Source organism: Microbacterium sp. CIAB417 (genome assembly GCF_022788845.1).
In genome coordinates, this window is the sequence record NZ_JAHZUT010000002.1 from 591,633 (window position 1) to 616,596 (window position 24,964).

The 24,964-nt window shown below is 68.9% G+C and carries 21 protein-coding genes and 2 pseudogenes; 10 read left to right on the top strand and 13 right to left on the bottom strand.

Annotation, left to right across the window (positions count from 1 at the left end; all coding sequences use genetic code 11):
* Window positions 1-172 precede the first annotated feature (172 nt).
* Window positions 173-583 (top strand): DUF2255 family protein, encoded by a 411-nt coding sequence (locus KYX17_RS09525; protein ID WP_243226753.1) that lies wholly within the window; start codon window positions 173-175, stop codon window positions 581-583.
* Between the two features lie 163 nt (window positions 584-746).
* Here KYX17_RS09525 and KYX17_RS09530 read toward each other — a convergent pair whose 3' ends face one another.
* Together KYX17_RS09530 and KYX17_RS09535 are read right to left on the bottom strand one after the other, a co-directional pair.
* Window positions 747-2,117: an NtaA/DmoA family FMN-dependent monooxygenase gene (locus KYX17_RS09530; protein WP_243226754.1), complete on the bottom strand. Its 1,371-nt coding sequence runs from the start codon at window positions 2,115-2,117 to the stop codon at window positions 747-749.
* 72 nt (window positions 2,118-2,189) lie between these two features.
* The gene (locus tag KYX17_RS09535) at window positions 2,190-2,846 is read right to left on the bottom strand and encodes a helix-turn-helix domain-containing protein (RefSeq protein ID WP_243226755.1); all 657 of its coding nucleotides are present in this window, start codon (window positions 2,844-2,846) and stop codon (window positions 2,190-2,192) included.
* An 86-nt stretch (window positions 2,847-2,932) separates the two neighbouring features.
* Here KYX17_RS09535 and KYX17_RS09540 point away from each other — a divergent pair, with 86 nt between their 5' ends.
* The 4 genes from KYX17_RS09540 (at window position 2,933) to KYX17_RS09555 (ending at window position 4,991) form a co-directional block, all read left to right on the top strand.
* On the top strand, window positions 2,933-3,562 hold the full coding sequence (locus KYX17_RS09540) for a hypothetical protein (RefSeq protein ID WP_243226756.1): 630 nt from the start codon (window positions 2,933-2,935) through the stop codon (window positions 3,560-3,562).
* A 99-nt stretch (window positions 3,563-3,661) separates the two neighbouring features.
* Window positions 3,662-4,123: a hypothetical protein gene (locus KYX17_RS09545; RefSeq protein WP_243226757.1), complete on the top strand. Its 462-nt coding sequence runs from the start codon at window positions 3,662-3,664 to the stop codon at window positions 4,121-4,123.
* Between the two features lie 52 nt (window positions 4,124-4,175).
* On the top strand, window positions 4,176-4,388 hold the full coding sequence (locus KYX17_RS09550) for a hypothetical protein (RefSeq protein WP_243226758.1): 213 nt from the start codon (window positions 4,176-4,178) through the stop codon (window positions 4,386-4,388).
* Between the two features lie 225 nt (window positions 4,389-4,613).
* Window positions 4,614-4,991, top strand: a complete 378-nt coding sequence (locus tag KYX17_RS09555; protein ID WP_243226759.1) for a PLD nuclease N-terminal domain-containing protein — start codon at window positions 4,614-4,616, stop codon at window positions 4,989-4,991.
* A gap of 290 nt (window positions 4,992-5,281) precedes the next feature.
* On the opposite strand, the gene KYX17_RS09560 is transcribed toward KYX17_RS09555, so the two are convergent.
* The 3 genes from KYX17_RS09560 to KYX17_RS09570 all read right to left on the bottom strand — a co-directional run bounded on the left by KYX17_RS09560 (window position 5,282) and on the right by KYX17_RS09570 (window position 9,110).
* Window positions 5,282-6,931 carry a cell wall metabolism sensor histidine kinase WalK gene (locus KYX17_RS09560; protein ID WP_243226760.1) on the bottom strand — a complete coding sequence of 550 codons (1,650 nt, stop codon included), beginning with the start codon at window positions 6,929-6,931 and terminating at the stop codon, window positions 5,282-5,284.
* A gap of 87 nt (window positions 6,932-7,018) precedes the next feature.
* Window positions 7,019-7,495, bottom strand: coding sequence for a hypothetical protein (locus tag KYX17_RS09565; protein ID WP_243226761.1), 477 nt, complete (start codon window positions 7,493-7,495; stop codon window positions 7,019-7,021).
* A 208-nt stretch (window positions 7,496-7,703) separates the two neighbouring features.
* Window positions 7,704-9,110 (bottom strand): HNH endonuclease signature motif containing protein, encoded by a 1,407-nt coding sequence (locus KYX17_RS09570; RefSeq protein ID WP_243226762.1) that lies wholly within the window; start codon window positions 9,108-9,110, stop codon window positions 7,704-7,706.
* A 74-nt stretch (window positions 9,111-9,184) separates the two neighbouring features.
* On the opposite strand from KYX17_RS09570, the pseudogene KYX17_RS09575 reads away from it, so the two are divergent.
* A pseudogene (locus KYX17_RS09575) lies at window positions 9,185-9,898 on the top strand (IS1595 family transposase).
* Window positions 9,899-9,908: 10 nt separating this feature from the next.
* Here KYX17_RS09575 and KYX17_RS09580 read toward each other — a convergent pair.
* The 5 genes from KYX17_RS09580 to KYX17_RS09600 form a co-directional block, all read right to left on the bottom strand.
* Window positions 9,909-10,526 (bottom strand): flavin reductase family protein, encoded by a 618-nt coding sequence (locus KYX17_RS09580; protein ID WP_243226764.1) that lies wholly within the window; start codon window positions 10,524-10,526, stop codon window positions 9,909-9,911.
* A 207-nt stretch (window positions 10,527-10,733) separates the two neighbouring features.
* The gene (locus tag KYX17_RS09585) at window positions 10,734-13,490 is read right to left on the bottom strand and encodes a LamG-like jellyroll fold domain-containing protein (protein ID WP_243226765.1); all 2,757 of its coding nucleotides are present in this window, start codon (window positions 13,488-13,490) and stop codon (window positions 10,734-10,736) included.
* A 50-nt stretch (window positions 13,491-13,540) separates the two neighbouring features.
* Window positions 13,541-15,637 carry an Ig-like domain-containing protein gene (locus KYX17_RS09590; protein WP_243226766.1) on the bottom strand — a complete coding sequence of 699 codons (2,097 nt, stop codon included), beginning with the start codon at window positions 15,635-15,637 and terminating at the stop codon, window positions 13,541-13,543.
* Between the two features lie 440 nt (window positions 15,638-16,077).
* Window positions 16,078-16,860 (bottom strand): ABC transporter ATP-binding protein, encoded by a 783-nt coding sequence (locus KYX17_RS09595; RefSeq protein ID WP_243226767.1) that lies wholly within the window; start codon window positions 16,858-16,860, stop codon window positions 16,078-16,080.
* 16 nt (window positions 16,861-16,876) lie between these two features.
* Complete coding sequence (locus tag KYX17_RS09600) at window positions 16,877-17,830, bottom strand: ABC transporter substrate-binding protein (protein ID WP_243226768.1); 954 nt, start codon at window positions 17,828-17,830, stop codon at window positions 16,877-16,879.
* A 40-nt stretch (window positions 17,831-17,870) separates the two neighbouring features.
* Between KYX17_RS09600 and KYX17_RS09605 the strand changes: the two genes are divergently transcribed.
* The 4 genes from KYX17_RS09605 to KYX17_RS09620 are packed head-to-tail and all read left to right on the top strand — an operon-like array spanning window position 17,871 to window position 21,459.
* Window positions 17,871-18,920 (top strand): iron ABC transporter permease, encoded by a 1,050-nt coding sequence (locus KYX17_RS09605; RefSeq protein WP_243226769.1) that lies wholly within the window; start codon window positions 17,871-17,873, stop codon window positions 18,918-18,920.
* A complete protein-coding gene (locus KYX17_RS09610) occupies window positions 18,917-19,963 on the top strand; it encodes an iron chelate uptake ABC transporter family permease subunit (protein WP_243226770.1) in 1,047 nt (348 codons plus the stop codon). The genes KYX17_RS09605 and KYX17_RS09610 overlap by 4 nt, the downstream gene beginning before the upstream one ends.
* Window positions 19,964-19,970: 7 nt before the next feature.
* Window positions 19,971-20,753, top strand: a complete 783-nt coding sequence (locus KYX17_RS32260; RefSeq protein WP_308220874.1) for a siderophore-interacting protein — start codon at window positions 19,971-19,973, stop codon at window positions 20,751-20,753.
* A 7-nt stretch (window positions 20,754-20,760) separates the two neighbouring features.
* Window positions 20,761-21,459, top strand: a complete 699-nt coding sequence (locus KYX17_RS09620) for a hypothetical protein (protein WP_243226772.1) — start codon at window positions 20,761-20,763, stop codon at window positions 21,457-21,459.
* A gap of 87 nt (window positions 21,460-21,546) precedes the next feature.
* Here the strand turns inward: KYX17_RS09620 and KYX17_RS09625 are convergent, their stop codons facing one another.
* The 3 genes and pseudogenes from KYX17_RS09625 to KYX17_RS32430 form a co-directional block, all read right to left on the bottom strand.
* The gene (locus KYX17_RS09625) at window positions 21,547-23,673 is read right to left on the bottom strand and encodes an acyltransferase family protein (RefSeq protein WP_243226773.1); all 2,127 of its coding nucleotides are present in this window, start codon (window positions 23,671-23,673) and stop codon (window positions 21,547-21,549) included.
* A gap of 85 nt (window positions 23,674-23,758) precedes the next feature.
* A complete protein-coding gene (locus KYX17_RS09630) occupies window positions 23,759-24,487 on the bottom strand; it encodes a glycoside hydrolase family 5 protein (RefSeq protein WP_243226774.1) in 729 nt (242 codons plus the stop codon).
* A 7-nt stretch (window positions 24,488-24,494) separates the two neighbouring features.
* A pseudogene (locus tag KYX17_RS32430) lies at window positions 24,495-24,860 on the bottom strand (hypothetical protein); the annotation flags it as partial.
* Window positions 24,861-24,964: the final 104 nt, after the last annotated feature.

A 24,964-nucleotide genomic window follows, 5' to 3' on the forward strand; every position in this document is an offset into this window, starting at 1 on the left:
TCCGCCGGTCGGGCACGTGTCCGGCCGCCCTCCTGCATCCGCCGGTCGGAGAAATGCGCGAATGTCGGAGGATTCGGGCCGAAACCTCCGACATCGGGCCTCATCTCCGACGTTCGTGAACGGGTACCGCCGCATCCGTCCGGGGCCTGCGGGCGCGCCTAGGCTTGGGGGCATGACGGATGCGCTGCTCGCCCACCTCGCTGCCACCTCGACCGTGACCGTCGTCACGACCCGCCGCGACGGCACCGCCGTCGCCACTCCCATCTGGGCTGTCGTCGTCGGCGATGCCGCCTACGTGCGCGCCGCGTATGGCGAGAAGACGGCGTGGTTCCGCCGTGCGGTGTCGGGGCGTCCGGCGGCGTTCACGCTCGCCGACGGCGCGCGTGCCGAGCAGGATCCGGTGGCGGCCCTCGACGACCCGCGGGTCGCGGTGGCGTTCGAGCGCGTGGCCGCCGACGACCGGGTGCAGGATGCGGTCTCCGCCGCCTACGAGGCGAAGTACGCCGCCGACTTCCCCGAGCACGTGCCGCCGGTGGTCAGCGCCGCCTCGCTCGAGCACACCCTCGTCGTCCGCCCCGCCTGAGCGGGAAGCGCCGCCTGGCGTCCCGGCCTGGCATCCGTCGGGTCGCAGATCGGCGCGAAGGTCGGAGATTCACGCGGATGTCGGAGGATGCGCGCCGAATCCTCCGACATCCGGCGCATCCTCCGACGAAGCGAGCGGATGTGGGAGCCCGCCGGAGCGAGTATCAGCGGCGGTAGCGGGCGGCGGGGTGCCAGTCGGGAAGGCGCGGGCCGTCGGCGTCGGTGAGCATCTCGCGGAGCGTTCCGGTGCGGGGCGTCTCGGGCAGCAGGCCCCGGCGGCGCAGCTCCGGCATGAGCTGGTCGGTGAACTCCGAGTAGCCCTCGATGCCGCCGTACCAGTTCTCGACGAGGAAGCCGTCGACGTCAGTCTCGGCCACGAACGCCTCGACCTGATCGGCGACCGAGGTGACGGTGCCCGTGAACTTCATGCCGCCGAAGGTCGACGGCAGCGAGTCGAGGATCTCGCCGATCGTGGGGCTCGTGCCGTCGGGGTTGCGCCACATCGCGAGCATGGTGTGGCCGACCTCCGTCGAGACGTCGTCGAGGGTCGCGTCGGGGTCGAGCTGGGCGAGGTCCACCCCCGACCACCCCAGGAAGAGAGCCGCCGTGGCCTCGCGGGTCGCGGTCGAGTTGAGCTCGGCGCGCAGGCGCTGGGCCTCTTCCTCGGTGTCGGCGATGATGAACGACGCACCGTTGACGACCTTGATGGATGAGGCGGGGCGCCCCGCATCCACGGCCTTCTGACGCAGGCGCGCGATGCCCGCCGCGAGGCGTGCGGCGTTACGGTCCTGCGTGAACACGCACTCGGCGTACTGCGCGGCGAAGGTCGTGCCCGCCTCGGAGGTGCCCGCCTGGAACAGGGTGGGCGTGCGTTGCGGCGACGGCGTCGCGGGGAAGTAGCCGTCGAAGGTGAAGTACGTGCCGTCGCGGCGGATGCGGTGCACCTTGCTCGGATCGGCGAACACCTTGTTCTTCTTGTCGGCGCGGACGGCGTCGTCCTCCCAGGCGCCCTCCCAGAGCTCCAGGTCGAGGTCGACGAACTCGGTCGCGGCGGCGTAGCGCTCGTCGTGCGGGGTGACCTGCGTGCGCCCCAGCAGCCGTACGAGCGCCTGCTGGTTGTCGCTCGTGACGATGTTCCAGCCGATGCGACCGCCCGTGAGGTGGTCGAGCGTCGTGAAGGTGCGCGCGTTCAGCAGGGGCTGCTGCGCGGTGGTGGATGCGGTGGCGACGAAGCCGATGCGAGGCGTCGCCGCCGCCAGCGCCGACATGATCGTGAGCCGGTCGTGCACGGGGAACTGCACGGCCTCGCGGATGACGGCCTCGGGCACCTCGCCGGCGTCGTTCATGGGGTAGCCGATGGCCTCGGCCATGAAGAAGAAATCGAAGCCCGCCGCATCCAGCTTGGTGACCATGTCGGTCCAGAACTCGAGCGTGGCGAAGGCGGCCGTGTCGCCGCGCTCGTGGTGCCAGCTGTTGCCGATGAAGTTGGGGGTGAACTCCTCGAACGCGCCGAGGACGAGCTGTTTGGTGGGCATGCGGCCACGCTAGGAACCGCGTGTTTCGCGGGTGTGACCGCCGTCCGCCGTCGATGTAACGATTCGTGTGAGTTATCGCTCGGTGCCGTTGCCGGTGCCGGTGCCGTTGCCGGTGCCGGTGCCGGTGCCGTTGTCTGAACCGTGGCGATGCGTCGCGCCCGCGGCCGTGATGAGCAGAAGCTCGGTCGTGCCGGTCTGCGCGGCGGGCACCATCCAGGAGTGCGCGCTGCGCGCGTCGACCCAGAGAGTGTCGCCGGGGTGCAGCTCGACGTCGTCGTGGTCGGCGTAGCGGTAGATCAGGGAGCCGGAGAGCACGTGCACGATGTCCTCGCCGTCGTGCGCGTAGGTCACGTCCTCGTAACCCGCCGCGAGCTCGAACCGGTATGCCCCGAGCTGGCGCCCGCGCGCGCCGGCGATCAGTTGTGTGTAGGTCTCCGCGCTCCCGCCGCTGTCGCGCATCGGGATGCGGGAGCCGCCGCCGGCGCGGACGACCTCGAGTCGGATGGGCTGCTCGGGCAGCAGCGCCGCGGCCGAGACGCCGAGCGCTCCGGCGAGACTGTACAGCGAGGCGATGCTGGGCATGGCCCTGCCGTTCTCGACGTTCGTCAGGAACGGCTGCGAGACCCCCGCCGCCGCCGCCAGTGTGCGCGTCGAGAGCTGGCGGCGCGTGCGCTCCTCACGTACGGCCCGGCCGATCGCGGCGGCGGTGGGGGAGGGCTGCTCGCTCATGCGCCCCAGCCTAGGTGAGGCCGAGTGCGCGATTCGTCAGCGCTATCGGAGTGTGGCCGCCACCGCGCGATCCGTACACTCGACGCGTGACCCCTCCGCCCGTCGACGCAGCGTTTCACGCGCAGGAGTCGCGGATGCGGATGCGGCACAGGGTGCAGTTGCTGTGGGCGCTGGTCGTGGTGTGCGTCGTGGCGACCGCACTCATCTGGGGACTGTGGGTCGTGCCGGTGTCGCAGTCGGTCGCGGAGGCGCAGCCGGTGCCCCTGGGGGAAACGGTCGAGCTGCCAGCGGATGGCGTCACGGGAGTGTGGGCGTCGGGAACCGCGCCACTGCTGGGACTCGTCGAGTGCCGGGCAGAGACGGCCGACGGCAGCCCGCTCGGCACCTGGTCGGCGCCGTCGCCGGGGTGGGACGACACTCTGTGGTGGATGACCCACCGCGTCGGATTCTCGCCTGTGCAGAGCATCGCGGATGCGGGCGGTGTCGCCGCATCCGTCACCTGTTCGTCGCAGCTCGACGCGTACGACGGGCAGTTCCTGCTGGCCGGCGACGTGACCGCCGGCGGTGGCGGCGTGGGCCTCGGGCGGATGGGCAACGTGGATTATCCCGCCGGCACGCTGCTCGCGCTCGGCGCGGTGGGGCTGCCACTGTTCGCGTTTCTGATGACCATCGTGCTGCTCGTGCAAGGCCTCCGTACCCGCCGCTCGGCCCGATAGCCTCGGTCGGTATGAGCGCCGTCACCTACTCCTGTGTCGAGACGGACTGCGAGTGGCGTCAGTCGGTGTCCTCCCGCCGCGCGCGGGGATACTGGGGGCATGTCTGCGTTCAACGATGTGCTCGGCCCGTCACGTGAACCACGACGCGGGAAGAAGGACGAGCAGCGCGTGGCCGCGCTTCGCGCCCGGCGGACGCCGGAGGTCGTGACGCAGCTCGCCGACGACGAGGTGTTCGTGTTCGGCAGCAACGCCGCCGGCCACCACGGTGCGGGTGCCGCGCGCGCCGCCTTCGAGAACTTCGGTGCCGAGTGGGGTGTGGGCGCGGGCCCGACCGGCCGCTCCTACGCGATCGACACGATGAGCGGCTTCGACACGATGCTCGAGCAGATCGTCGAATTCCTCGACTATGCGCACGCGCATCCCGAAACGACCTTCCTCGTCACGCCGATCGGTACGGGCATCGCCGGGCACAAGGCGGAGAACATCGCGCCGTCCTTCCAGGCGGCTCCCGCGAACGTCGTGCTCCCGCAGGTGTTCGTCGACGCGTTCGACGCGAAGTGAGCAGGCGCTTCTTCCACGAGGTCGGTGTCACGCGCGCCCTCACCCTTCGAACGTGACCGCCGAACCGCCACGCCGCCGCTTCCGGCCGCCGCGCGTCGTGCTGTGGCGTCTGCTCGCGATGCAGGTGTGGGGCGTCGTCCTGATCGTGGTGGGCACGGTGATGCGTGTGCCCCTCGCGGTCGTGTTCATGGCCGCCTTCCTCCTCGTCGTGAGTCTGCTGCGGGTCTGGTGGGAGCCGTTGCCGACGACCCGCTGGATGGCGTGAATCTCGCCGGTTCTGCTGGTGGCGACCGTCATCCTCTGGCTCGTCGCGAGCTGAGCGCGGGCTGCCCGCATCCGCCGGTCGGAGATTCGCACGTTTGTCGGAGGATCCGTGCTGATTCCTCCGACAATGCGCGCTTTCTCCGACGGGATGCGCTTTCTCCGACGAACGGCGGGATGCGGCCGCCCGACCGTTGCGCTCGGCGGCCCACTGCGGCACGTTGGATACATGCCGTTCCTCGCGCTGCTCATCTTCGCCGTCATGGTGTTCGCGCTGATCGACGCCATCACGCGCCGAGACGATCAGATCCGGTTCCTGCCGAAGGTCGCGTGGATCTTCTTCATCGTGCTGCTGCCGCTCGTCGGCTCCATCCTGTGGTTCACGCTCGGTCGCGAGTGGAGCGCCGGGCGTGAGGCCATGAGCTTCGGCGACCCGCGCCGCTGGTCGAAGGAAGAAGCAGCGCCCGCTCCCGCGCCGCGTCCGCGCGACACGCGCACGACGGAGCAGCAGCTCGCCGACCTCGAGCGCGAGGAGCGTGCGGCGGCCCTGGAGGCGGAGATCCGGCGCCGTCGGGCGGCGAAGGACAGCGGCGCCGCAGGCGCGTGAGCGGCGCAGGGGTCGTCGTCCGTACGCGCTGAGGTGTGCTTCGGGTGGGGTGCACAACTCAGCCAGCACGTCCGGTGCGGATGCGGGTGTGGTCGGTGGGGCCGGATGCGGCTGAGCCGTGCCCGTACTCCTGCAGAACGCGGGGTGCCGGCCGGTTCGGCGGCAGGACGCGGCGGATTGCAGGAGTTCGGGCGCCGACAGGATCCAGGCCACGTGCAGCGGCCGTCCGCGAGGTCAAGGAGCGGCGCGGGCTACGGCAGTCTGCAGGCGACGGCGCGGCGGGGCCCGGCTCAGGGGTGGCTGACGGGGTACGGGTGCTGCGGGATGTCGAGGGTGAACGTCGTGCGCACGCCGGGCTCGCTCTCGATGTGGATGTGACCGCCGTGCGCCGCGGCGATGGCGCGCGCGTTGGTGAGGCCGAGGCCGAAGCCTTGGATCGCCTGCGCGCGGGCGTAGGGTGCGCGGTAGAAGCGGTCGAAGGCGCGGCGCTGTTCGGACAGGGTGAGGCCCTGGCCGGTGTTGGTGACGGCGAGCATCACGCGACCCTTCACGACGCCGTAGCGGAGGATGACGGCCGCATCCGCATCACCGAACTTGATCGCGTTCGTCAGCAGCTCCGCGACGGCGATCGTGAGCTGCTCTTCGTCGGCGTGCACGGGGAGGGCTTCGGGTCCGGTGAGCTCGATGTGCACGCCCTGTGCCTCCGCGAGGGCGGCGACGCGTGCGGCGGCTGCGCGGGAGATGCGTGCGGCGTCGGTCTCGGTCCAGTCGAGGATCTTGTTGCTGTCGTTCGCGGCGAGCAGGTCGCGGACGCGGTCGAGTAGGTCGTTGGTCTTGCGGGTGACGATGTCGATGTAGCCGTGCACCTTCGTGTCGGCGGGGTCGACGGCCTCGTCGATCAGGTCGAGGAATCCCGTGATGCTCGTGATCGGGGTGCGCAGCTCGTGCGAGACCGTGCGGAGGAACTGCTCGCGCACCTCGATCGCGTCGGCGAGCTCGGTGACGTCGTAGGCGACGACGACGGTGCCCAGCAGCTCCCCGTCTTCGCGGCGCACCTGGCCGGACGAGGCGATGATGGCGATCTGCGAGTCGGGCGGGCCGATCCACTCGAGGTGATCGTCGATCGCCTCCCCGCGCAGGGCTCTGGGGATGATCTGCTCGTCGTCCGGGATGCGGGTGACGCGGTCGGCGGCGAAGGCATTCTCGCCGCTGTAGGGCGGGATGTCGAGGCGGAAGCCGGCGGCGACGGCCATCTGCCGTGCGGTGGTGTTCGCGACGTCGAGTCGGCCTTCGGCGTCGAAGAAGGCGACGCCCGCGGTGACGGTGTTGAGGATGCCGAGGGCGATCGCCTCGGCATCCCTCGCGTCGCGCAGCGCTTCGGCCTGCGCGCGGGATGCGGCGGCGAGGCGCACGCCGTTGCGGCGCAGGTTGCCCGCGGCGACGAACACGATGATCGCGACGCCGATGATGAGGATCGGGAACGAGACGACGTTGGCCCACTCGACCGCGGTGTCGGGCCAATCCGAGGTGTAGAAGAAGCGGAACGAGGTGATAAACGCGCCGCCGACGACGCCGACGATCATGCCGTACCAGGGGAAGTCGTAGGCGAGCCAGAGGATCGGGAACAGTGACAGGATCGTCACGGCGGCGACGCTGGCCCCGATCTCCGCGCGGAAAAAGGCGACGGCGATGATGTCGACCGCCGCGATGAGGATCATCCAGGAGCGGTGCAGCTGCTCCCACGGCACGGCGATGGCTCCGGCCGTGGCGACGACGGTGAGCACGACGCCGACGATCATCGGCCACGCACCCCACCGCTCGGGCTCGACGAGCGTGGTCAGCGCGGCGATGTAGATGACGCCGAGGGTGAAGGGGAGCTGCGCGCGCAGGAAGACCCGCATGCGGCCCCGGCGGCTCGCCTCCATCTCGAACAACGGCATTGCTGCTCCTCGGGTCAGGCGCTATGAGATGACCATGCCATCGCCGAAGCCTGAGCGCCACAATCGAGCATCTTGCCTGTTCCTGCGCTAGGGGCGCTGCGGCTTCGGGTAGGCGGCGCGGAGGTAGTCGGACTGCAGGTAGTCGGAGACGCCGATCAGCAGGATGGCGAACACGATCTGCTCGCTGATGACCCACCAGGGGTACAGCCCCGGGATCGCCGCGAGGACGAGCGCGACGATCGGGAAGATGCGGCTGAACAGCTGCAGCCGACGGATCGCCCAGTACCAGCCGGCGCGCGCTCGCCAGAGGAAGTAGAAGAGTGTCGTGGTGATGCCGAGGACGACGAGGCACCGCATCCAGACGGCGAAGCCGACGTCCTCGCCGGATGCGGTGAGCCAGGCCGACGTGACCACGGTCGCGATGCCGAGCAGGAAGCAGGCGACGAGCAGGATCGTGATCGCCCGGAACGCCCGGCTCACGCGGGGGTCGTCGGAGGGGTCGACGCGGTAGCCGGCCATGCGGCCGCCGGCGAGGCGATCGAGGCGAAGCAAGAAGGTCTCCATGCGCGCAACCTTACGCCTTGCTGAAGGTTGTGTGAGGTGTGGGGCGAAGGTCGGCCGGGGAAGCTGGGTGGAAGGTTCCGGGGAGGTGCTGGCGAAGCTTGGCCGGGAAGGATGAGGCGGGTCTGCGGGGGAGCATGCCGGCGAATGGCGCGGGAAACTGAGCAGTTCTCCGCGATCGAGATGGGTGATGGATGCCGGCCGCCGGCCGTCAGGCGCAGTTCTCCCAGGGAGGCGGGTCGTCGTCATCGTCGTAGCGCGATGGCACGCCGAGCGGAATCTCATCGGGCACGAAGTGCACCGTCGGCGCGGGCGGATGGTCGAGGTAGGGGCGCCCGAGCGGTGAGGTCCAGGCGAGGATGCCGTCACCGATCTGCGTGACCTTCCACGCGGTGAACTGCTTCATCGAATGGTGCCGCTGGCACAGCCCCGCGAGGTTGTCGATCCGGGTCTTGCCGCCGAGGGCGAAGTCGACGGTGTGGTCGTGCTCGCACCGGAGGGCCGGCACCCGGCATCCGGGAAAACGGCAGTGCGCGTCGCGGGCGCGCAGCCGGCGCCGGAGGTCTGGGGTGGGCTGGTAGCGGTCTGTCGCGAGGATCTCGCCACTGACGGGGTGGGTCAGGATGCGATCCCAGCCGGACTCGGCGCCGGCCAGCTGTCGGGCGGTCTCGGCGTCGATGGGGCTGCGACCGGCGAGATCGACGGGGTACTCGTGCGTGCCCGCGATCGCGAGCACCGGCACGACGACCTGCACGTGAGCGCGGATGGCGCCGAGCGCGCCGGGGCGGTCGTCGGTGCGCGTGGGATCGGCGCTCGGCTGGGCCGTGAGGAGCATGTCGGCGAATATGTCGGCGCGCAGCTGGTCGATCGTGCGACGGTCGGAAGCGAGGATCTCGTCGGCCTCGGATGCGGGCAGGCTCGCCGCGCGGGCCTCGCGCAGGCGGTCGGTCGCTCGCATCCGTTCGTCTTGAAGGGCCACGCCCTGCTGGGTGAGTCGGTTGTGGATGCCCTCGCCGAGGATGAGGGGGAGAGTCGCCGTGAGCTCGCACATGCCGTCGTCGAGCGGGTTGAGCGTGACGCTTCGCGTTTCGCGCGCGTCGATGTGGCGCTCGGTAAGCGTGCGCGGGTGGAGGCGCTCGGCGAGCATGCGCAGGGCGGGGCGCACGCGACCGACCGTGTCGTTCTCGCTCTTGCGGAGCGCAGCCGCCTCGAACTCGGCGCGCGCCTCGTGAGGGAGGTGTGCGCCCGCGTCGGTGATGGCGTAGACGTGGCCCATGGTGATGCGGCCGGCGGCGAGCGAGTCGAGCGTGGCGGGATACTCGTGCGCGATCTCGGCGGCCTGCGTCATGCGCCGCTGCATGGTGCGGTCGGCGATGCGAAGCGGGGTGGCGAGTTCGGAGGCGATGGCGCGGTGCGCCATGTCGCTGGCGGCGGCGCTGCGCGTCGCGCCGGAGGACTGGCGGCAGGCCAGCTCTTCTGCCCGTGCGAGCTCACGGGTCATGCGCGCCTGGAGGGCGGCGAGATCGGCCTGAGTCTTCTCGACCGCCGCGGCGATCTCCGCGAGGGTCGCCGCATCCGCGTCGGAGAACCCGACGGGGCGATACTCATTCGAAGACATGTTCGTATTCTATCGCATCGCAGGCGCAATGTATAGAACAAAGATGCTAGGTCGGCGGGGTCGATTATCCGGGGATGTTCAAGGAGCTGCTCGAGTGGTTCCTCGAGGATGCCGCGTGTCTCGAGTACCTGGCGCAGTTGCGCTGGCCGGACGGGTTTGTCTGTCCCGGCTGCGAGGGCCGGGAGTTCTCGGCTGCGGGCGCCGGTTTGTGGATGTGTCGGGCGTGTGGGCGGCGAGGTCGGTGACGGCGTCGTCGAGGTCGACGAGACCTTCGTCGGCGGCGTCAGCATCGGCCGCTTCGGCGCGTCGACGACGAAAGCGACCGTGATGGTCGCAGTCGAAAAGCCCGGCCCGGGACGCAAGCTCGGCCGGATCCGCCTCGGCCTGGCGGACCGGCCGAACACGCTGGGCCTGGTCGCGTTCGCAACCAAAAGCGTCGTGCCAGGCTCGACGATCCATACCGACGGCGCCCGTATGATGCGCTGGCTGTCCGAGCTCGGGTACACGCACGAGTACGCCACCGGGTGCACCGCCGCCGACCGGGCCGCCGTGCTGCCCGGCGTGCATCTGACCGCGTCACTGCTCAAGCGGTGGCTGACCGGCACCCTGCACTCCGGCGTCGCCGAATACCAGCGGCCGTACTATCTCGCGAGTTCACGTTCCGCTTCAACCGGCGCAACGCGACCAGCCGCGGCCTGCTGTTCTACCGACTCCTCCAACAGGCCGTGCACACCGACCCGCACCCGCTCGAGGACCTGCTCGATCCCGACTCCAACGGGTGGTCTTGACTGCTAGCCGTCAGTCTTGAAGGTCTGCGCGAGCAGCGATTCCGCGACGAGGACCGAGACCGAAGTAGTGCCGGAAACTATAGATGAGGGGGCGCCAGATCGATGGGTTGATGTGCGAAGTGCCGGCCACCACCATCTCTGGGGCAGCGTGGACCGTCGTCGCGCGAGCGTGGACGACGACGTAGCCGCCCTCTTCCTCATGGAGTGCGGTCGCACGAGCTTCGATGTGGGCGCCGGCCTCGAGGATGCGTTCAGGAGTGATGGTTGTCGAAGCGAGGCGTGACCAGCCAGCGACAGCGAACTTGTCCGGTTCGAACCGGCAGCCCGCAGGCTTGTCGGCGGGAACAGGCGAGGCTCCGGTGAGCAGCGCGAGGGATTCGACCGCGCGCCACTGGGTTTCGTCACAGAGATTGACGACGAGCTCGCCGTTGCGCCTGATGTTGCCCACTGTCTGGCCCGTCGACCCGAGCCCGATCACGAGCAAGTCCCCAAGCGCCCAGTACGACGAAACAGGGGCGAGGTTCGTCGTGCCGTCAGGGTTCAACGATGAGATGACGACGACGGGGGTGCCGAAGTAGAGCACTTTCGGCGTGATGGTCAGGTGGGTACTTGGGAGCTGGGTCTGCACCATTCGAGTATGAAGCCTCTCATTTTCTGCGCCTGAGCGAATGGGCCTTCGTCAGGTGCGCCGAAGCCGCGAGGTCGGGGGTGAAGATGTAGAGCGCGTCGGTCTCGTAGCCGTGCGGGCAGTAGAGGGTGAAGGTGCGGTCGAAGTCGCCCTCGAGGCTCAGGGCCCCTCCCGCGTGGTGCGGAAGGGGCCCCGATCAGTGCCGGCTCAGCGGCGCCGAGCTCGACGTACTGCGCCCACGCCGATGGCGAGCGCGCCCAGCCCCGCCGCGAACAGCAGCACCAGGGATGCGGCCTCGATTCCGGTGGTCGGCAGTGCCCCAGACGCTCCCGGACCCGCAGCGACCGGAGTCGTCGGGTCGGTGCCGGTGGCGGGTGCGCTGATCAGCACGTTGCTCCAGCCGAGGATCGTGCCGTCCGCGGTGTAGACCGCGAGGCGGTGCACGCCCAGCGGGAGGGATGCGGGTGTCACGAGTCGCATGGATCCGTCGGCGACCGTCGCCACCCCGAGGCCCGTCGGCTGCGAGAAGAGGAACGCCGACAGCTCCTCGCCCTCGTGTCCCTCCGGCACGCGCACGCTGATCGCCTGCCCGGCCACGAAGTTCTCGGGCGTCACCGTGATGAGGCCCTCAAGGGTGTCGGACAGGTCGCTCTCGACGGGGCTCCAGGCGGTGTTCCGACCGATCGTGACGGTCGCTTCGAAGGGCGTGCCGGAGCGGGTGCCGATCGCCTGGGTGAAGGCGAAGGCGTGTGCGCCGGAGCCCGCGACGGGCGCGTCGAGAGTCGCCTTCCAGCTGCCGTCCTGCGCGACGACGGCCTCGCCGAGGCGCGCCTCTCCCGCCGTGACGGTGATCTTCGCGCCCGGGAAGCCGGTGCCGGCGAACTCGGTGATCTTGGCGTCGTATGCGAGCACCGTGCCGGTGTCGGTCGTGAGCGCGAAGTTCGCGCCCGTGCCGTCGATGTCGACGCGCTGGGTGAGGAACTCGCTCTGCGACAGGGCATGGTCGACGATGCGCGTCTCGCCGACGCATCCATTCCAGCCGTGGTCGGGCTCGGTGTCCCACGTCGAGGTGCCGATGATCCACGGCATGAAGTCGGCGGCCATCATCCCGCCGACGTTCGACGCGTTGCGCAGCACCGGCACGCCGTCGACGTACATGATCACGGTGCGAGCGCCCGGGTCGTTGACGATCGCGACGTGGTGCCACGAGCCGGGCATGATCTCGCCCGACCAGTTGGTGTACGAATTGCCCGTCGTGGTGTCTCCGGCGGAGTACTGGTACTCGCGCAGGCTCGAGATGCCGAGCCATGCGGCGCCCGCGCCCGGGTCCGCCGAGTCGTGGATGCCGGTCCATTCGCGCGAGCCGCCGCGGGTGATCGCCGCACCCCACCGGTTGGCCGTTTCGGTCCAGCCTTCGTCGAGCTGCAGGAAGCTCTCCAGCGTGTAGCCGGTCGAGGCGGTCAGCTCGGCGAAGGTGGCCGGTGCCCCGTACTCGGTCGACAGGAACGACAGGTTGTCGGGGCCGGACGCGTTGCGGTAGACGTTGCTGAAGCAGACCGCGCCGAAGTCGGACGAGTAGTAGGCGTGGTTCTCATGCGAGACCTTCACGTCGTCGAGTGCCTCGTTGGCGTCGGTCTGGTCGATCGCGTTGCGGTACATCGGGCTGTCGCCCGCGACGTCGGGGATCACCGAGTTCTCGTCGACGACGCCTTCGGGCACGCCGCCGAACCGCCAGTGCGCGATGGTGCCGTCGACCTGGATGTAGTCGTTGGAGGCACCGGCGACGGCGCGCTCGGCGCCGCCGTTCGAGCCGCTCCATCCCTGCGACACGATCGCCTTCGCGCGCGCCGAGAGGTCGACGTTGTCTTCTTCGGACGCGTCGATCGTCCACCCGAAGCGGGAGCGGAAGTCGAGCGGCATGGTCAGGCTCTGCCCGGAGCCGGTCAGCACCGGTGTGTCGGTGGAGGTGACGGAGTTGGCGTGCTTCTTGGGTACCCACGGCGAGATGGTCGACAGCGTGATGTCGCCGCCCGAGAGGTTGAACTCGAACAGGCTCATGATGCCGTTTCCGCCGTCGGCGGCCATCTGGTAGTCGGTGAGCACCTGGTACACCGGGTGACCGGCGTCGTTCGTGCGGGTCTGCGACGTGGAGCCGTGGAAGTGGCCGTTGACGGTGAGGATGATCTCGTCGTTGCTCTTGATGAGCCGGTTCCAGAGCTCTTCGCCCCACCACCAGGATGCGGGTGACACCTGGTCTTCGGCGATGCCGATGATCGCGTGGGAGGAGAGGATGACGGGGATGCCGGGGTGCGCGTCGAGCACGCCCTGCGCCCACGCGAAGGTGTCGTCGGAGGCGTTCCAGGCGATCGCGAGCGACATCCAGGTGTGGCCTTCGGCCTCGAACAGGTAGGCGGACGAGAGTCCGTTCTGGAAGGTGCCGATCAGGCCGTCGCCCGCTTGAGCGCGCAGCTGGGACTCGCCGAAGCGGGCGAGGTAGTTGCCCGAGATGCCCACCGAGGAGCGGGCGTTCATGTCGCTCACGTCGTGGTTGCCGGGGAGGACCGAGTAGTCCACGCCGCCGTCGCTGAGGATCTTCATGGCCTTGGCGGCCGCATCCCACTCGCCGCTCTGCCCCTGCTGGTCGACGACGTCGCCCACGTGCACGGCGAAGGGCATGTTGAGCTCGCGCTGGTTGTCGACGATCCACTGGGTCTGCACTTCGAACGGGTTCGTGCCGTACTGGGGCACGAACTGCGACGCGCTGTAGCGGGAGTAGAACTGCGTGTCGGGCAGCACCGGCAGAACGAAGCTGGAGCGGTCGCCGCCGGCCTCGGATCCGACAGGGCTCGGCGGGGTGGCCGTGTTCGGTGTCGCGGCGGATGCGGCCGTGCCGCCCAGCAGCACGGAGCCGGCGATGGCGGTGATGGTCGCGACCGTCACGGCGCGGCGGGTCGTTCGTGACATGAACGAGGTCTCCTCGGTGGATGTGGCAGTGAGAGGCGCAGCGGAGCGGATCATCGTGCGTCTCCCGCCGTGAGTCCCGAGACCTCGATCTCGGAGAGGGTCATCCACGTGTTCGCGGACTTGTTGGTGATGATCACGCGCACGCCGGTGGCGATGACCGGTTCGTTCGTGACCTCGAGGCTGAGATCGGGGGTGGGGTTGGTGACCGGCCAGTCGGTGCCGGGCAGGTTCGCCCACCCGCCGGTGAGGGTGCGGTACTGCACCGTGACGGTGCCGATGTTCTGCTTTCCGGCGATGTCGAACACCGCGGCGCCGGTGACCTGCCGGGGCTCGTCGAGGTAGAACGTGATGGTGTTCGGGTTGACGCGGTTGGATGCGCCCCCCGATCGCCAGTCGGAGAAGCCCGAGACGTTACGCACCCCGTTGGTGAGCTGGAAGTTCGAGCCGTCCATGTGGGTGACGGTGTGGTGCACGCCGGCGCCGCGCAGGATGTTGGTGGCTGCGGCGGGGGCGACGGTGATGACGAGGTTCGCCGCGAACCCGCTCTTCGCGCTGGCGGGCACGGTGACGGTGCCGGCCACCGCGAAGTCGGCGTCGGTGACGCGCGACCAGTCCCAGGTGACGGGTGCGTCGACGGTGGCCTCGGAGCCGGATACGCCGCGGACGACGGTGCGGGGTGCGCGCATCTGGAGTTCCTTGACGAGCACGCCGGCGAAGGTCGTGTACGCCGCGTCGGCGCCGTCGGAGAGCGAGCCGACGAGGTAGCGCGCTTCGACGGGCACCTGCTCGCCGAAGTAGCCGATGCCGGTGCCGGTCACCGTGACGGTGCCGTCGGCGTTCCACACGGCGTCATCGGGCAGGTTCCAGGTGAGGGTCGTCATCTCGAACCGCGTGCCCCAGCCGTAGCCGGCGCGCAGCAGCGTCGGCAGCTGGGGTGCGGCGCCGGGCTGGACGATGACGGTGTCGGTCGAGACGGTGGCGGTGAGGGGGTGGATCTTCCACTTCTGCACGGCGGCGCCGCTGGCGGTGTAGGTCTGCACCTCGGAGGCGTCGGCGGTCTTCCAGTTGTAGAGGTCGAGGGCCGCGATGGCGCCGCCCGCATCCCGTTGCACGTTCTGCAGCGAGACTTCGCCGTTTCCGGCGTCGACGGCGGTCCACTGTGCGTAGGGGTCGGTGGCGGCGTCGTCGATGGTGCGCTCGGTGAGCTGCAGGTAGCGGAAGTCGCTCGCGGTGTTGTCGCGGCGCGAGAGCACGCGGCCGTCCTGTGTGGAGATGACGTAGGTGTCGGCCCGGGCGGTGACGGGGGAGAACACGACGGCCTGCTTCTGCGTGAGGGCGGCGACGCCGGAGATCGTGAACACGGCCGCGGGGGCGGGGTAGGTCGCATCCGTCGGTCCGGTGGGCTGGGCGCCGGGGTTGCCGAGTTCGATGACCTTGCCGGGCGCGTACGACGACTCGATGAGCCGCAGCTGGCCTTCGCCGACGAGGGCGGATGCGGGCGCGACGCGGGCGGTGGTCGTCACTGGGGCCTGGGCGACGACGAGGCCGGTGGTGACGGCGGTGACGATCGAGTGCGCGGGGGCGGTGACGGTGATCGTGCCGGAGGAGGGCACGGGTGTCGCCGGTGCGGCGACGAGGTCGCCCGCCGTACCGGTGGTGTGCACGGTGGTGGCCGCGGCGGCGTGATCGGCGAAGGAGCGCACGTCGATCTCGAGGGCGGTGTCGGCGGTGGAGGTGTTGGCGAAGATGACGGTCGCGGTGTCTCCGGCGAGGGCGATGAGCGTCGTGTCGTCGGAGGACGCGAGTAGCGGGGTTCCCGTTGCGATGAAGTCGGCGAAGTGTGCACGGACGGTCTTCGCTGTGGCGGGGAGCGTGTCGCCCGCGAGGGCCTGAGCGCCGGTGCGGGCGGTGGCGATGACGGATGCGGCCAGCTCGCTGGCCCGGCTGGAGTCGGTCGCCGTCGGGGCGATCGCTGCGGGATCGATCGAGGGCCACGCGGGCGCCGCGACGGAGGCGGCGGCGGGGTCGATGACCACCGCGTGGGAGGGTGTCTCGGCGACGGACGGCGCGGCCGCGGCGGCGGAGATCAGCGCGAGTGCGGCGGCCACGGCGGCCACGCTCCACGCGCGTCGGGTCGGGTGCTTCATGAGCTGTGAAGATCCTTTCGGCGGCCTCGGGACGGGCCGAGAAAAGGTCTATCCGGGCGAGGGTCGTCGACGGTGTGCACTCGGTGAACCAGCTATGAACGCGGGTGCGCCGGGTCGAGAACGCGCGCGTGCCGCGCAGGGACGGTGCCCGGTGCGCGTGTACGCGTCCGCCCGTCAGGCGGAGCTCTCCCAGGGAGGCGCATCGTCGTTGTCGGGTGCGGAGCGGTCAGCGTCGCGAGCGGGGTCGGGTGAAGCGACCTGTGATGCCGGGGCACTCGGCGGGAACAACAGCCAAAGACCAGGTGATCTTCGACCTGTAGAGAGTCTGCCACCGACCTCAGACATCGAGCCGGGTGGCGTCTTCTCTGGCCGGACGCTGCGGCTTCCGACGTGAGATGAGCCTCGCATGCGCCTCCGACATCGCCCGTGCGCGGGTGGGGCTATCGGCGCACGACCATCGGTGTCTGCGTGACCGGGTCCGGTATCACGACGGCGTCGATGCCGAAGACCTCGCTCACGCGGTCCGCGGTGATGATCTCGGAGGGAGAGCCGGTGGCGATCACGCGGCCGTCTCTCATGAGGACGAGTGTGTCTGCGTAGCGCGCGGCCTGGTTGAGGTCGTGCAGGACGGCCACCACCGTCTTCCCCTGCCGGTTGAGTTCTTTGAGGAGGTCGAGAAGCTCGTACTGGTGGGCGATGTCGAGGAACGTCGTCGGCTCGTCGAGCAGGAGCACGGGCGTCTGCTGCGCGAGCAGCAACGCGACCCACACCCGCTGGCGCTGCCCCCCGGAGAGCTGATCGACATAGCGCTCGGCCAGATCGGCCGTGTTCGTCGCGGTGAGAGCGTGACGCGTGGCTTCGTCGTCGGCGGACGTCCAGCGCTGCAGCGCCGAGTGGTGGGGGTAACGGCCTCGCGACACCAGATCGGCGACGCGCATGCCCTCCGGAGCGATCGCGTCCTGGGGGAGCAGGCCCATCTTTCGAGCCAGCTCCTTCGAGCCGTACTCGCGGAGTGCCCGGCCGTCGAACAGCACCTGTCCGGATTCCGGTGTGAGAACGCGTGCGAGCGTGCGCAGCACCGTGGACTTGCCGGAGGCGTTGGGGCCGAGAACGACGGTGAAGGATCCCTGAACGAGGGCCAGGTCCACGCCGTCCACCGCGACCTTGCCGTCATAGGCGACGACGAGATCGCGCGCTTCAAGCGCCGGGGGCGGCGTGGACATGGCGTACCTCTCCGTCTCAGCCGAGCAGCTTCTCGACCTGGTCGATCACCAGGTTCGCGCCGATCACGCCGATGCCCACCATCCAGGTGTCGTCGTCAACCGAGAACGCCTTGTCGGCGGCGGGTGCCGGCAGCGCGCCCCAGAGGCCGGTGATCCGCGCCTCGGTGGTGGCGGACGGGTCACCGCCCGGGCTCGTGTAGAACACCACGTCGCCGTCGATCTGCTCGTAGAGCTCGGGGCTGAGCTCCATCATGGAGTACTCGTTCCAGTCGCGATCCGCGCCGAGGTCGAAGCCCATGTCGGTCAGCAGTGAGCCCGAGAACGTGCCGGGTCCGTAGAGGCGGAAGTTGTCGGTGCGGAAACGCGCGATCGAAGCGGTCGTGCCGGACGCGCCGACCTTCTCGCCCACCTCGGCGGCGCGGTCTTCGACGCCCTGGATGAGTTCATCCATCTCCGCGCTCTGGTTCACGGCGGCGGCAGTCAGCTCGGCCTGCTCGGTCCAATTGGTGCCGGTGTCTTCGGAGAAGACGGTGGGCGCGATCGCGGACAGCTCCTCGTAGAGGGCCTCGTGACGCACCTTCGACCCGATGATGAGGTCGGGGGCGAGGTTGGCGATCGCGTCGATGTCGGGCTCGGCGATGAAACCGATCGGCTCGGTGCCGTCGAGCTCGTCGGCGAGATAGGCGGGGAACCCGCGCCCGGCACCGATCTCCGGTGCGCCGACGGGCGTGATGCCCAGCGCCACCAGCGCGTCGAGCTGGGGGGAATCGAGCACCACGATGCGTTCGGGAACCGATTCGAACTCGGTCTCGCCCATCGCATGCTCGACGGTGTAGCTCGTATCCGTAGCGGTGGAAGCGGACTCATCGGTGGAGGGGGTGCTGGCGCAGCCGGAGGCGACGACAGCGATCGCTGCGAGGGCTGCGAGGGCCGCGAGAGGACGAAGGCGGGTGCGGGGAATGACGTTCACGGCTCAACACCCTAGCCACAGTTGGTTAGGCTATCCAAACATGAGGTCTGAGGCTGTGCGCGCCGTGCGTCGACGCGAGCGAGGCGCCGCGTCACGTCTGACGGGCACGCTCGGCATGGTGCTGGCTCCCGTCATCCTGCTGGTCGCGCTGGCTCTGAGCCTCGCCGTCGGGGCACGCTTCGTGCCTCTCGACGAGGTCGTGCTCTCGCTCTTCGGGCAGGGCGACCAGAACGTGCTCAACATCGTCGGGGAGCTGCGGGTCACCCGCACCGTGAACGCGGTGATCTGCGGTGTCGCGCTGGGAGCTGCCGGCGTGCTGATGCAGGCTCTCACGCGGAACCCGATCGCCGATCCGGGCTTGCTCGGGGTCAGCGCGGGCGCATCCTTCGGCGTCGTCGGCGGAATGGCGGTGTTCGGGGCGCTCGGCGTCGGCGCAACGGTGTGGCTCGCGCTGGTCGGAGCGGCGCTGGCCGCATCCGTGATCTTCTGGTTCTCGGGTACCCGTTTCGCAGCCGGCTCGCCCGTGCGGCTCGTGCTCGCCGGTGTCGCCTTCTCGGCGATCCTTGCGGGCGGCTCGCAGGCCGTCGTGCTGACGGACGAGACCGTGCTCGATGCGTTCCGCTTCTGGAGGGTCGGGTCGCTGACGGCCCGGCCGGTCGACGAGGTGTTGCCGCTGGTGGCGTTCATCGTGGTCGGGGTGCTTCTCGCCCTCGCGCTCGGACCCGCGTTGAACCTGTTGGCGCTCGGTGACGACAGCGCGACCGCGCTGGGGGTGCGTCCGGGCATCGTGCGGGCGCTCGTGCTCGTCGCGGTCACGCTGCTGTGCGGCACCGCGACCGCGATCGCTGGTCCGATCTCGTTCGTGGGGCTCGTGATCCCGCACCTGGTGCGTCGCATGGTCGGACCGGATCTGCGACTCGTGCTGCCGCTGTCTCTGTGCGCCGCACCCGTGATGCTGCTGTTGGCCGACACGCTGGGGCGGGTCATCGGAGGAGGGGGCGAGGTGCAGGTGGGTATCGTCACCGCGCTGATCGGTGGGCCGCTGCTGGTCGCATTCGTCGTCGGGCGCCGTGGGGGGAAGCTCTCGTGAGTGGTGCCACTGCCCTCACGGCCGACGACCGCGTCGTGCGCGGCGCGCGATGGTCGCTGCGGTTCAGCCGCCGTGCGCTGGTGGTGAGCAGCATCCTGGCGGCCGTGCTGCTGGTGCTGCTGGTGGCGGCGCTGATGATCGGTGAGTACCCGGTCACGCCGGCGGCATTGATCGACACGCTGCGTGGGCATCCGCCCGCGCGTCTCGATGAGTTCTTCGTGCTCGGACGGCGGCTGCCTCGCAGTCTCGTGGCGATCGTCGTGGGCGCGAGTCTGGCGGTCGCGGGGGCCGTGTTCCAGAGCCTCACCCGCAACCCGCTTGCGAGCCCCGACGTGATCGGTATCAGTAGTGGCGCATCGGTGGGCGCGGTGGTGGTGATGGTCGTGGCGCATGGCTCGCTCGCGCAGGCGGCGCTGGGCGCGGTTGTGGGGGCCCTGCTCGTCGCGGGGGTGATCGCGCTGTTCACTGCGCGGTCGGGTCTGCACGGCGTGCAGTTGATCCTCACGGGAGTCGCGCTCTCTGCGACCGCGATGGCCGTGGTCGACTACGTTCTCACGCAGGTGTTCGTCGCCAGTGCGACGACCGCCCAGACGTGGTTGGTCGGTTCGCTCCAGGGGCGCGGATGGGCCGATCTCGTGCCGGCTCTCGTCGCCCTCACCCTGATCGTTCCGCTGCTCGTGTGGGCGGCGCCCGGAGCGCGGATGATGGCTCTCGGCGACAGCGTCTCGACGTCGCTCGGGGTGCGGACGGCGCGGGTGCGATGGATTCTGCTCGCCGCTGCGACGCTGCTGGTGGCCGTCGCCGTCGCGACGGCCGGGCCGATCTCGTTCATCGCTCTCCTCGCTCCGCACATTGCGCGGCGGCTGGCGGGCGCGACCAGCTTCGTCGCCGCGGGTCTCGTGGGTGCGCTGTTGCTTCTCGCGAGTGATCTGCTGGCGCAGAACCTCTTCTCGGCGCCCATTCCGGTGGGCATCGTCACGATCACCGTGGGCGGCGCGTTCTTCCTCTGGCTGCTGTGGCGAGAGGGGGCACGGCGTGGCTGAACGGGCGGTGCGCGGGGGGACGCGTCCGCGGCGTGAGAGAGCCCGCGTATTCGCGGCCGAGGTGGTCGGGGCGCAGAAGCTGACTCCGCGGATGCGACGGTTGACGATCGCCGCGCCGGAGTTCGCCGACTACGAGCCCACCGGCCCTGATGAGTATCTCGGGCTCCTCCTGCCTTGCGGCGATGGCGCTCCGCTCGTGCTGCCGGCGAGCGACGAGGCGCAGAACATCCGTGCAGCGGTCGCCGCCATTCCCTCGACCGAACGGCCCGATCTGCGCTGGTACACGCTGCGCGCACACCGTGCAGAGGCGCGCGAGATCGATGTGGATGTCGTCGTGCATGGAGACGAGGGGCCCGGCACGCGCTTCGCGAGACGCGCGCGGCCGGGGTCGGTGCTCGGAATCCGCGAGGGCTCTGCTCTTTACGGGCCGCTGCCGCGGGTGCGCGCGCGGGTGCTCATCGGCGACGAGACGGCCATTCCGGCGATCGCCCGCATCCTCGAGCAGACCGATGCGCCCGAGACGCAGGTGTTCGTCGAGGTGGCCGACGCCGCAGAGAAGCAGGAGCTCGCGGGGCCGGTCACCTGGATCGAGCGTGCGGGCGAGCGGCCGGGGGATCGGCTGCAGCATGCCGTGCGCGGTGCCGAGCTGCCCGCGACGATCGACGACGCGTGGGTCTGCGGGGAGCGGTTGGCCGTGCAGGAGCTGCGCCGTCACCTCATCGATCGCGGCGTATCGAAGGAGCGCATCACCTTCTCGGGTTACTGGCGCCTGGGCGAGGCGAGAGGCTGACTGCACCATGCGCGGGGCAGTGAGCGAGCGGGCGTTCGCCGTCGCCTCGACCCTCGCGCTCACGGCGATGCTGGTGTCGGGTTGCACGGGCGACGGCGAGGCGGGAGCGTTTGCGGCGGAGTTCGCCGGCGATCCGGCGGTGGCCTCGGTGGAGCTCACGAGTCACGACAATCAGCCGTTCACCGGTGGCGTGAGTGGGCAGGTCGTGGCGCGCGAGGGGGTCGCCGATCATGAGGTGTCGGCGCTCGCCGACCGGCTGAGTTCGTACACGCGGGAGAACGGCGAGCGGATGCGAGGGCTGGTGTCGCTGCTCGCAGACATGCCGTTGGCGGGGATGAGGCTGCGCGACGATGCGCTCGTGATGACGCTGGCGAAGGAGGAGGACTACGCGCGCGCCGCAGACCGCGCCGCCACTCTCACCAGCGACGGCGAGCCTCGGCTCGCGTTCGCGAGCGACCTCATCCGGCTCGGCGAAACAGACGGCGCCCTTACCCGTGACCTCGTCGAGCGGCTCGATGACCCCGAGTTGGAGTGCATCGCCTACGTGTGGGAGTCGGGCTCTCGGCTACAGATCGCGGTGACGTCGCAGCGTTACCTGGATGCGGTCGCCCGCTCCGTCACCGCAGCACTGCCCGAGGGAACGACCCACGCGTGGGTCGTGGTGGATGGTGACCCCGAGTCGCGAGTCGACCTCGTCGTGCCGTAGAGGGCCGTCACTCGTCGTCGCTCGCGCATGGCTATCGAGCTGATTGTGAACCGAGTCGATGGGGCGCAACCGCCTCGAGCGCGCCCCCTACGTGCTCCCCGCTGCGTAAGCGTCTTGGAGTCTCTTCATGAGGTATGGCGAGAGGGTGGACATGAAGGTGGCAGAGATGTGCGACGCCGTGTCGCGGTAGACCTGCGTATGCCCGATGACGGAGGGGCAGAAGTTCGCGTCGCAGTAGTAGTCCGTCATGTCGACCACAGGAGCGCCCACCTGCTCTGCCGCCGCAAGGAGGGGATCTGGTTGCGCGAGAGCGACGTCTCTCGGCGTGCCGCAGTCGTTGTCTGCGGGGTTGAAGCCGATACGGGCGATACACGCCAGTGCCTCCTCGGTGGCGGCTGGCGCGTCGGCGACAACGATGAGTTCTGTGCCCTGCGCCACCACATCGCGCCATGCCGCTGCGTATGCCGCTGCGGCGGAGGAAGTATCGGAGCCGAGCCACCGGGCTCCCGTTGAGATGACGAGGTCGTAGGGTTCGGCAGCGAGCTTCGCCTTGATCTCGTCCATCGACGCTTGGCAGTTGCCGCCGAGCGGTGTCTTGAGCTGACAGCCATTGCCCATGAACGTGTCGAGCTTCCAGTTCAGCTCGAGGAGTCGGGGCTCCATTGCCGGGATCAGCATCGCGCTGTGGCTGTCTCCGACCAGGGCCACACGTACGGCATCCGGTGACGATGACCCGTAACTGCAGCTCTTCAGTTCTTTCCCCGCTCCTGTGTAGCACTCGTATGCGCCGCCGGTGTCGTCCTCCAGGCCATCAAGCGAAGGACGAAGGATGTCTCCCATGGCGCTCGGATCGCAACTCGACCCGCGTTCCGCATCCATGAAGTCGGCGCCAAGGCAGTCCACTGTTGATGACACTTGTTGGTTGGGAGACGCAGTCTCTGCCCGGGCTGAGAGGTCATGGGAGGGCGGTATCAACGCGAGGACGGCAAGGACCATGGAAGCGACGCCGATCGAGCACGAGGCGAAGATCTGGAGCGTCGACGGGCGCTGACCGTAGGCCCCTCGACGCGGGGCCCGCGCCCGCTTAGGTCGCGGCTCGGAGTGCGCTCTGAACGCGTTCTCCACGAAGTGATACGACAAGATCGACAAGCATGCCATGCCCACTATGCAGATGATCAGGTACCACGGAGAGCTCGCAGGCAGGACCGCGAGCATTAGCACGATGATCGGGAAGTGCCAAAGGTAGAGGGAGTACGAGATGTTCCCCACATATCGGCTGACCGAGTTCGTCAGCGGCAGCATTCCCCATCCGTACGAGGCCCTTGGTTCGCCTGTTCCGGCGGCGATGACGGCTGCAGTGGAAAGGACAGGCAGCGCCGCCCAAGGGCCGGGGAAGGGCATGGTCGAGTCGATGAAGAAGACGCTTGCTGCGATCCCGACTAGTCCGACCCATCCCAGCGGGAGCCGAGCGACGCCCGGAAGCTTCGCAAGTATCGGTGCCGCGACTGCGATGAGTGCGCCCACTCCTAACTCCCACGCGCGTGAGAAGGTCGAGAAGTAGGCGAATGTCGGGTTGGTCGTCGACTCGTGCAGCGACCAAACGAAGGAGGCCAGGGTCGCCAGGATGAACACGACTTCGATGAGGCGTCGTCGTGAAGCGCGGCTCCAGCCGATTCTCGCGGCGATAAGGAGCAGCCCCAGCATCATCCAGGGCCAGACGAAGTAGAACTGTTCCTCCACGGAGAGCGACCAGTAATGCTGGACCGGCGAAGGGGGCAGGCCGATCTGGAAGTAGTCCGTGCCCGCAACGGCCATGTGCCAGTTGCCGAGGAAGAAGAACGCCCACGTTGCGTCTCCCACGGTTTCCCAGAATCGGGACTGGGGCAGCAGAATCCACGATGCCACGACGGTCACGAGCAAGACCAGCGTGGCGGCGGGGATGATCCGTCGGACGCGCCGGGCGTAGAAGTCTCGGAATGAGATCCGTTCTGTGCGGTCGTACTCGCGCAGGAGGAGCCCGGTGATCAGGAAGCCGGAGATGACGAAGAACACGTCAACACCGACGAACCCTCCGCTGGGCCAATGCAGGAGATGGTCGGCGATGACAGCCAAGACGGCAAATGCCCGTAGCCCCTGAATGTCGGCGCGGACACGACCGGCGCCCGCTTGCCTTCTACCCGCGGCTCTGTCTGCGATCGCAGTGTCGCTCGGCATAGCGCCCCCCTAGGTTCAGGGTCATCGTAGGGGGGTAACGTGTCGGGTGATCACCACTCTGAGTCACGGCGATGTAACAGGGTCCTCACGATTCGACGCGCCCGAGGTGACGTTCCACGACGTCCGCTTGTGGACCCGTGGAGTCGATCGTCATCGGAGTGGCGCCCGAGGCGGCGTACGCGTAGTAGCCACTCACATGAGAGATGGAGGAAGCGCCGAAGTACGTCACATCCATGCGAAGACGGTCGGCCTCTGAGTAGAAGTTGTCGAACGCCTGCTGCGCATCCGGTGTGGCGGTCGTCTTCCAGCCCACTTCCCCGACGCTGCAAGGGACATGCCACTGCTCGCACCAGGCTCCGAACCGACCAAGGCGGGCAGTAAGACTATGCAGAGAGCCGCCCTGAAGGTAGAAGTGCTGTGAGTACTCCAGGTTGTCAAGCGGGTCGTTCAGCCAGGGCCCTGATTTCGCGAGCGATGGCAGTGTGCCTCGTGGTCCGCCGGTCATGCCTTCGACCCAGATGCGATGGGTGTCACCGTTGCTGCGAATCGCGTCAACCGCGGCCTGGGTTGCGCTCTTGTAGGCGTCGATCCCGAGATCGAGATGCGGCTCGTTGAAGATGTCGTAGGCCGCGACGCCCTCATCGTCCCTGAACTGACTGGAGATCACATCCCAGACATGAGTGATCGCTGATGGGTCTATGCCTGCGCCGCAGGAGATCGCGCCCGGGTTGGATGCTTCGACCCGCCCACGGGTATACGCATCCGTCGTGGAGGTCGATAACTGTCCGCATACCCGAGTGTGCGGCTTCGGCAACCTCGTCCTTGAGGAGCCGCAGGTACGCGTTGCTGGGCGTGCCCATGATGGAACTCGCTGGGGACTCTCCTCCTTGGATCGGGATGATTCGCTGCCAAGGCACCGCGAGCCGGACGAGAGTGAAGCCTCGGCTCGCGAGGAAGTCGAACGACTGTTGCGAATCGAGCTTCGTCTGACTGTTCGGCAGGCTCCTCTGTTGCTCCAGGGTGTACACGTTGACGCCTCGCAGCGCGACATTGCCATTCAGGTAGCTCCCGCTACCCGTCGTTGGTTCAATGCCCGAAGCCGTGGGCAACGCGCCGAGCGGCGGCAGCAGCAATGCCGCAGCAAGCGCTCCGACGACGAGGCCGATGGCGATCCTGCGAATCCACACACGGGAAGGCAACGCGTCGGAGTTGTGTATATCGCCAGGGGCTTCTTTGAGCGGGCGGGGATCCGAAAGGTAGTCGCGTGCGCTCCGGTGGTCCGTATGATGTG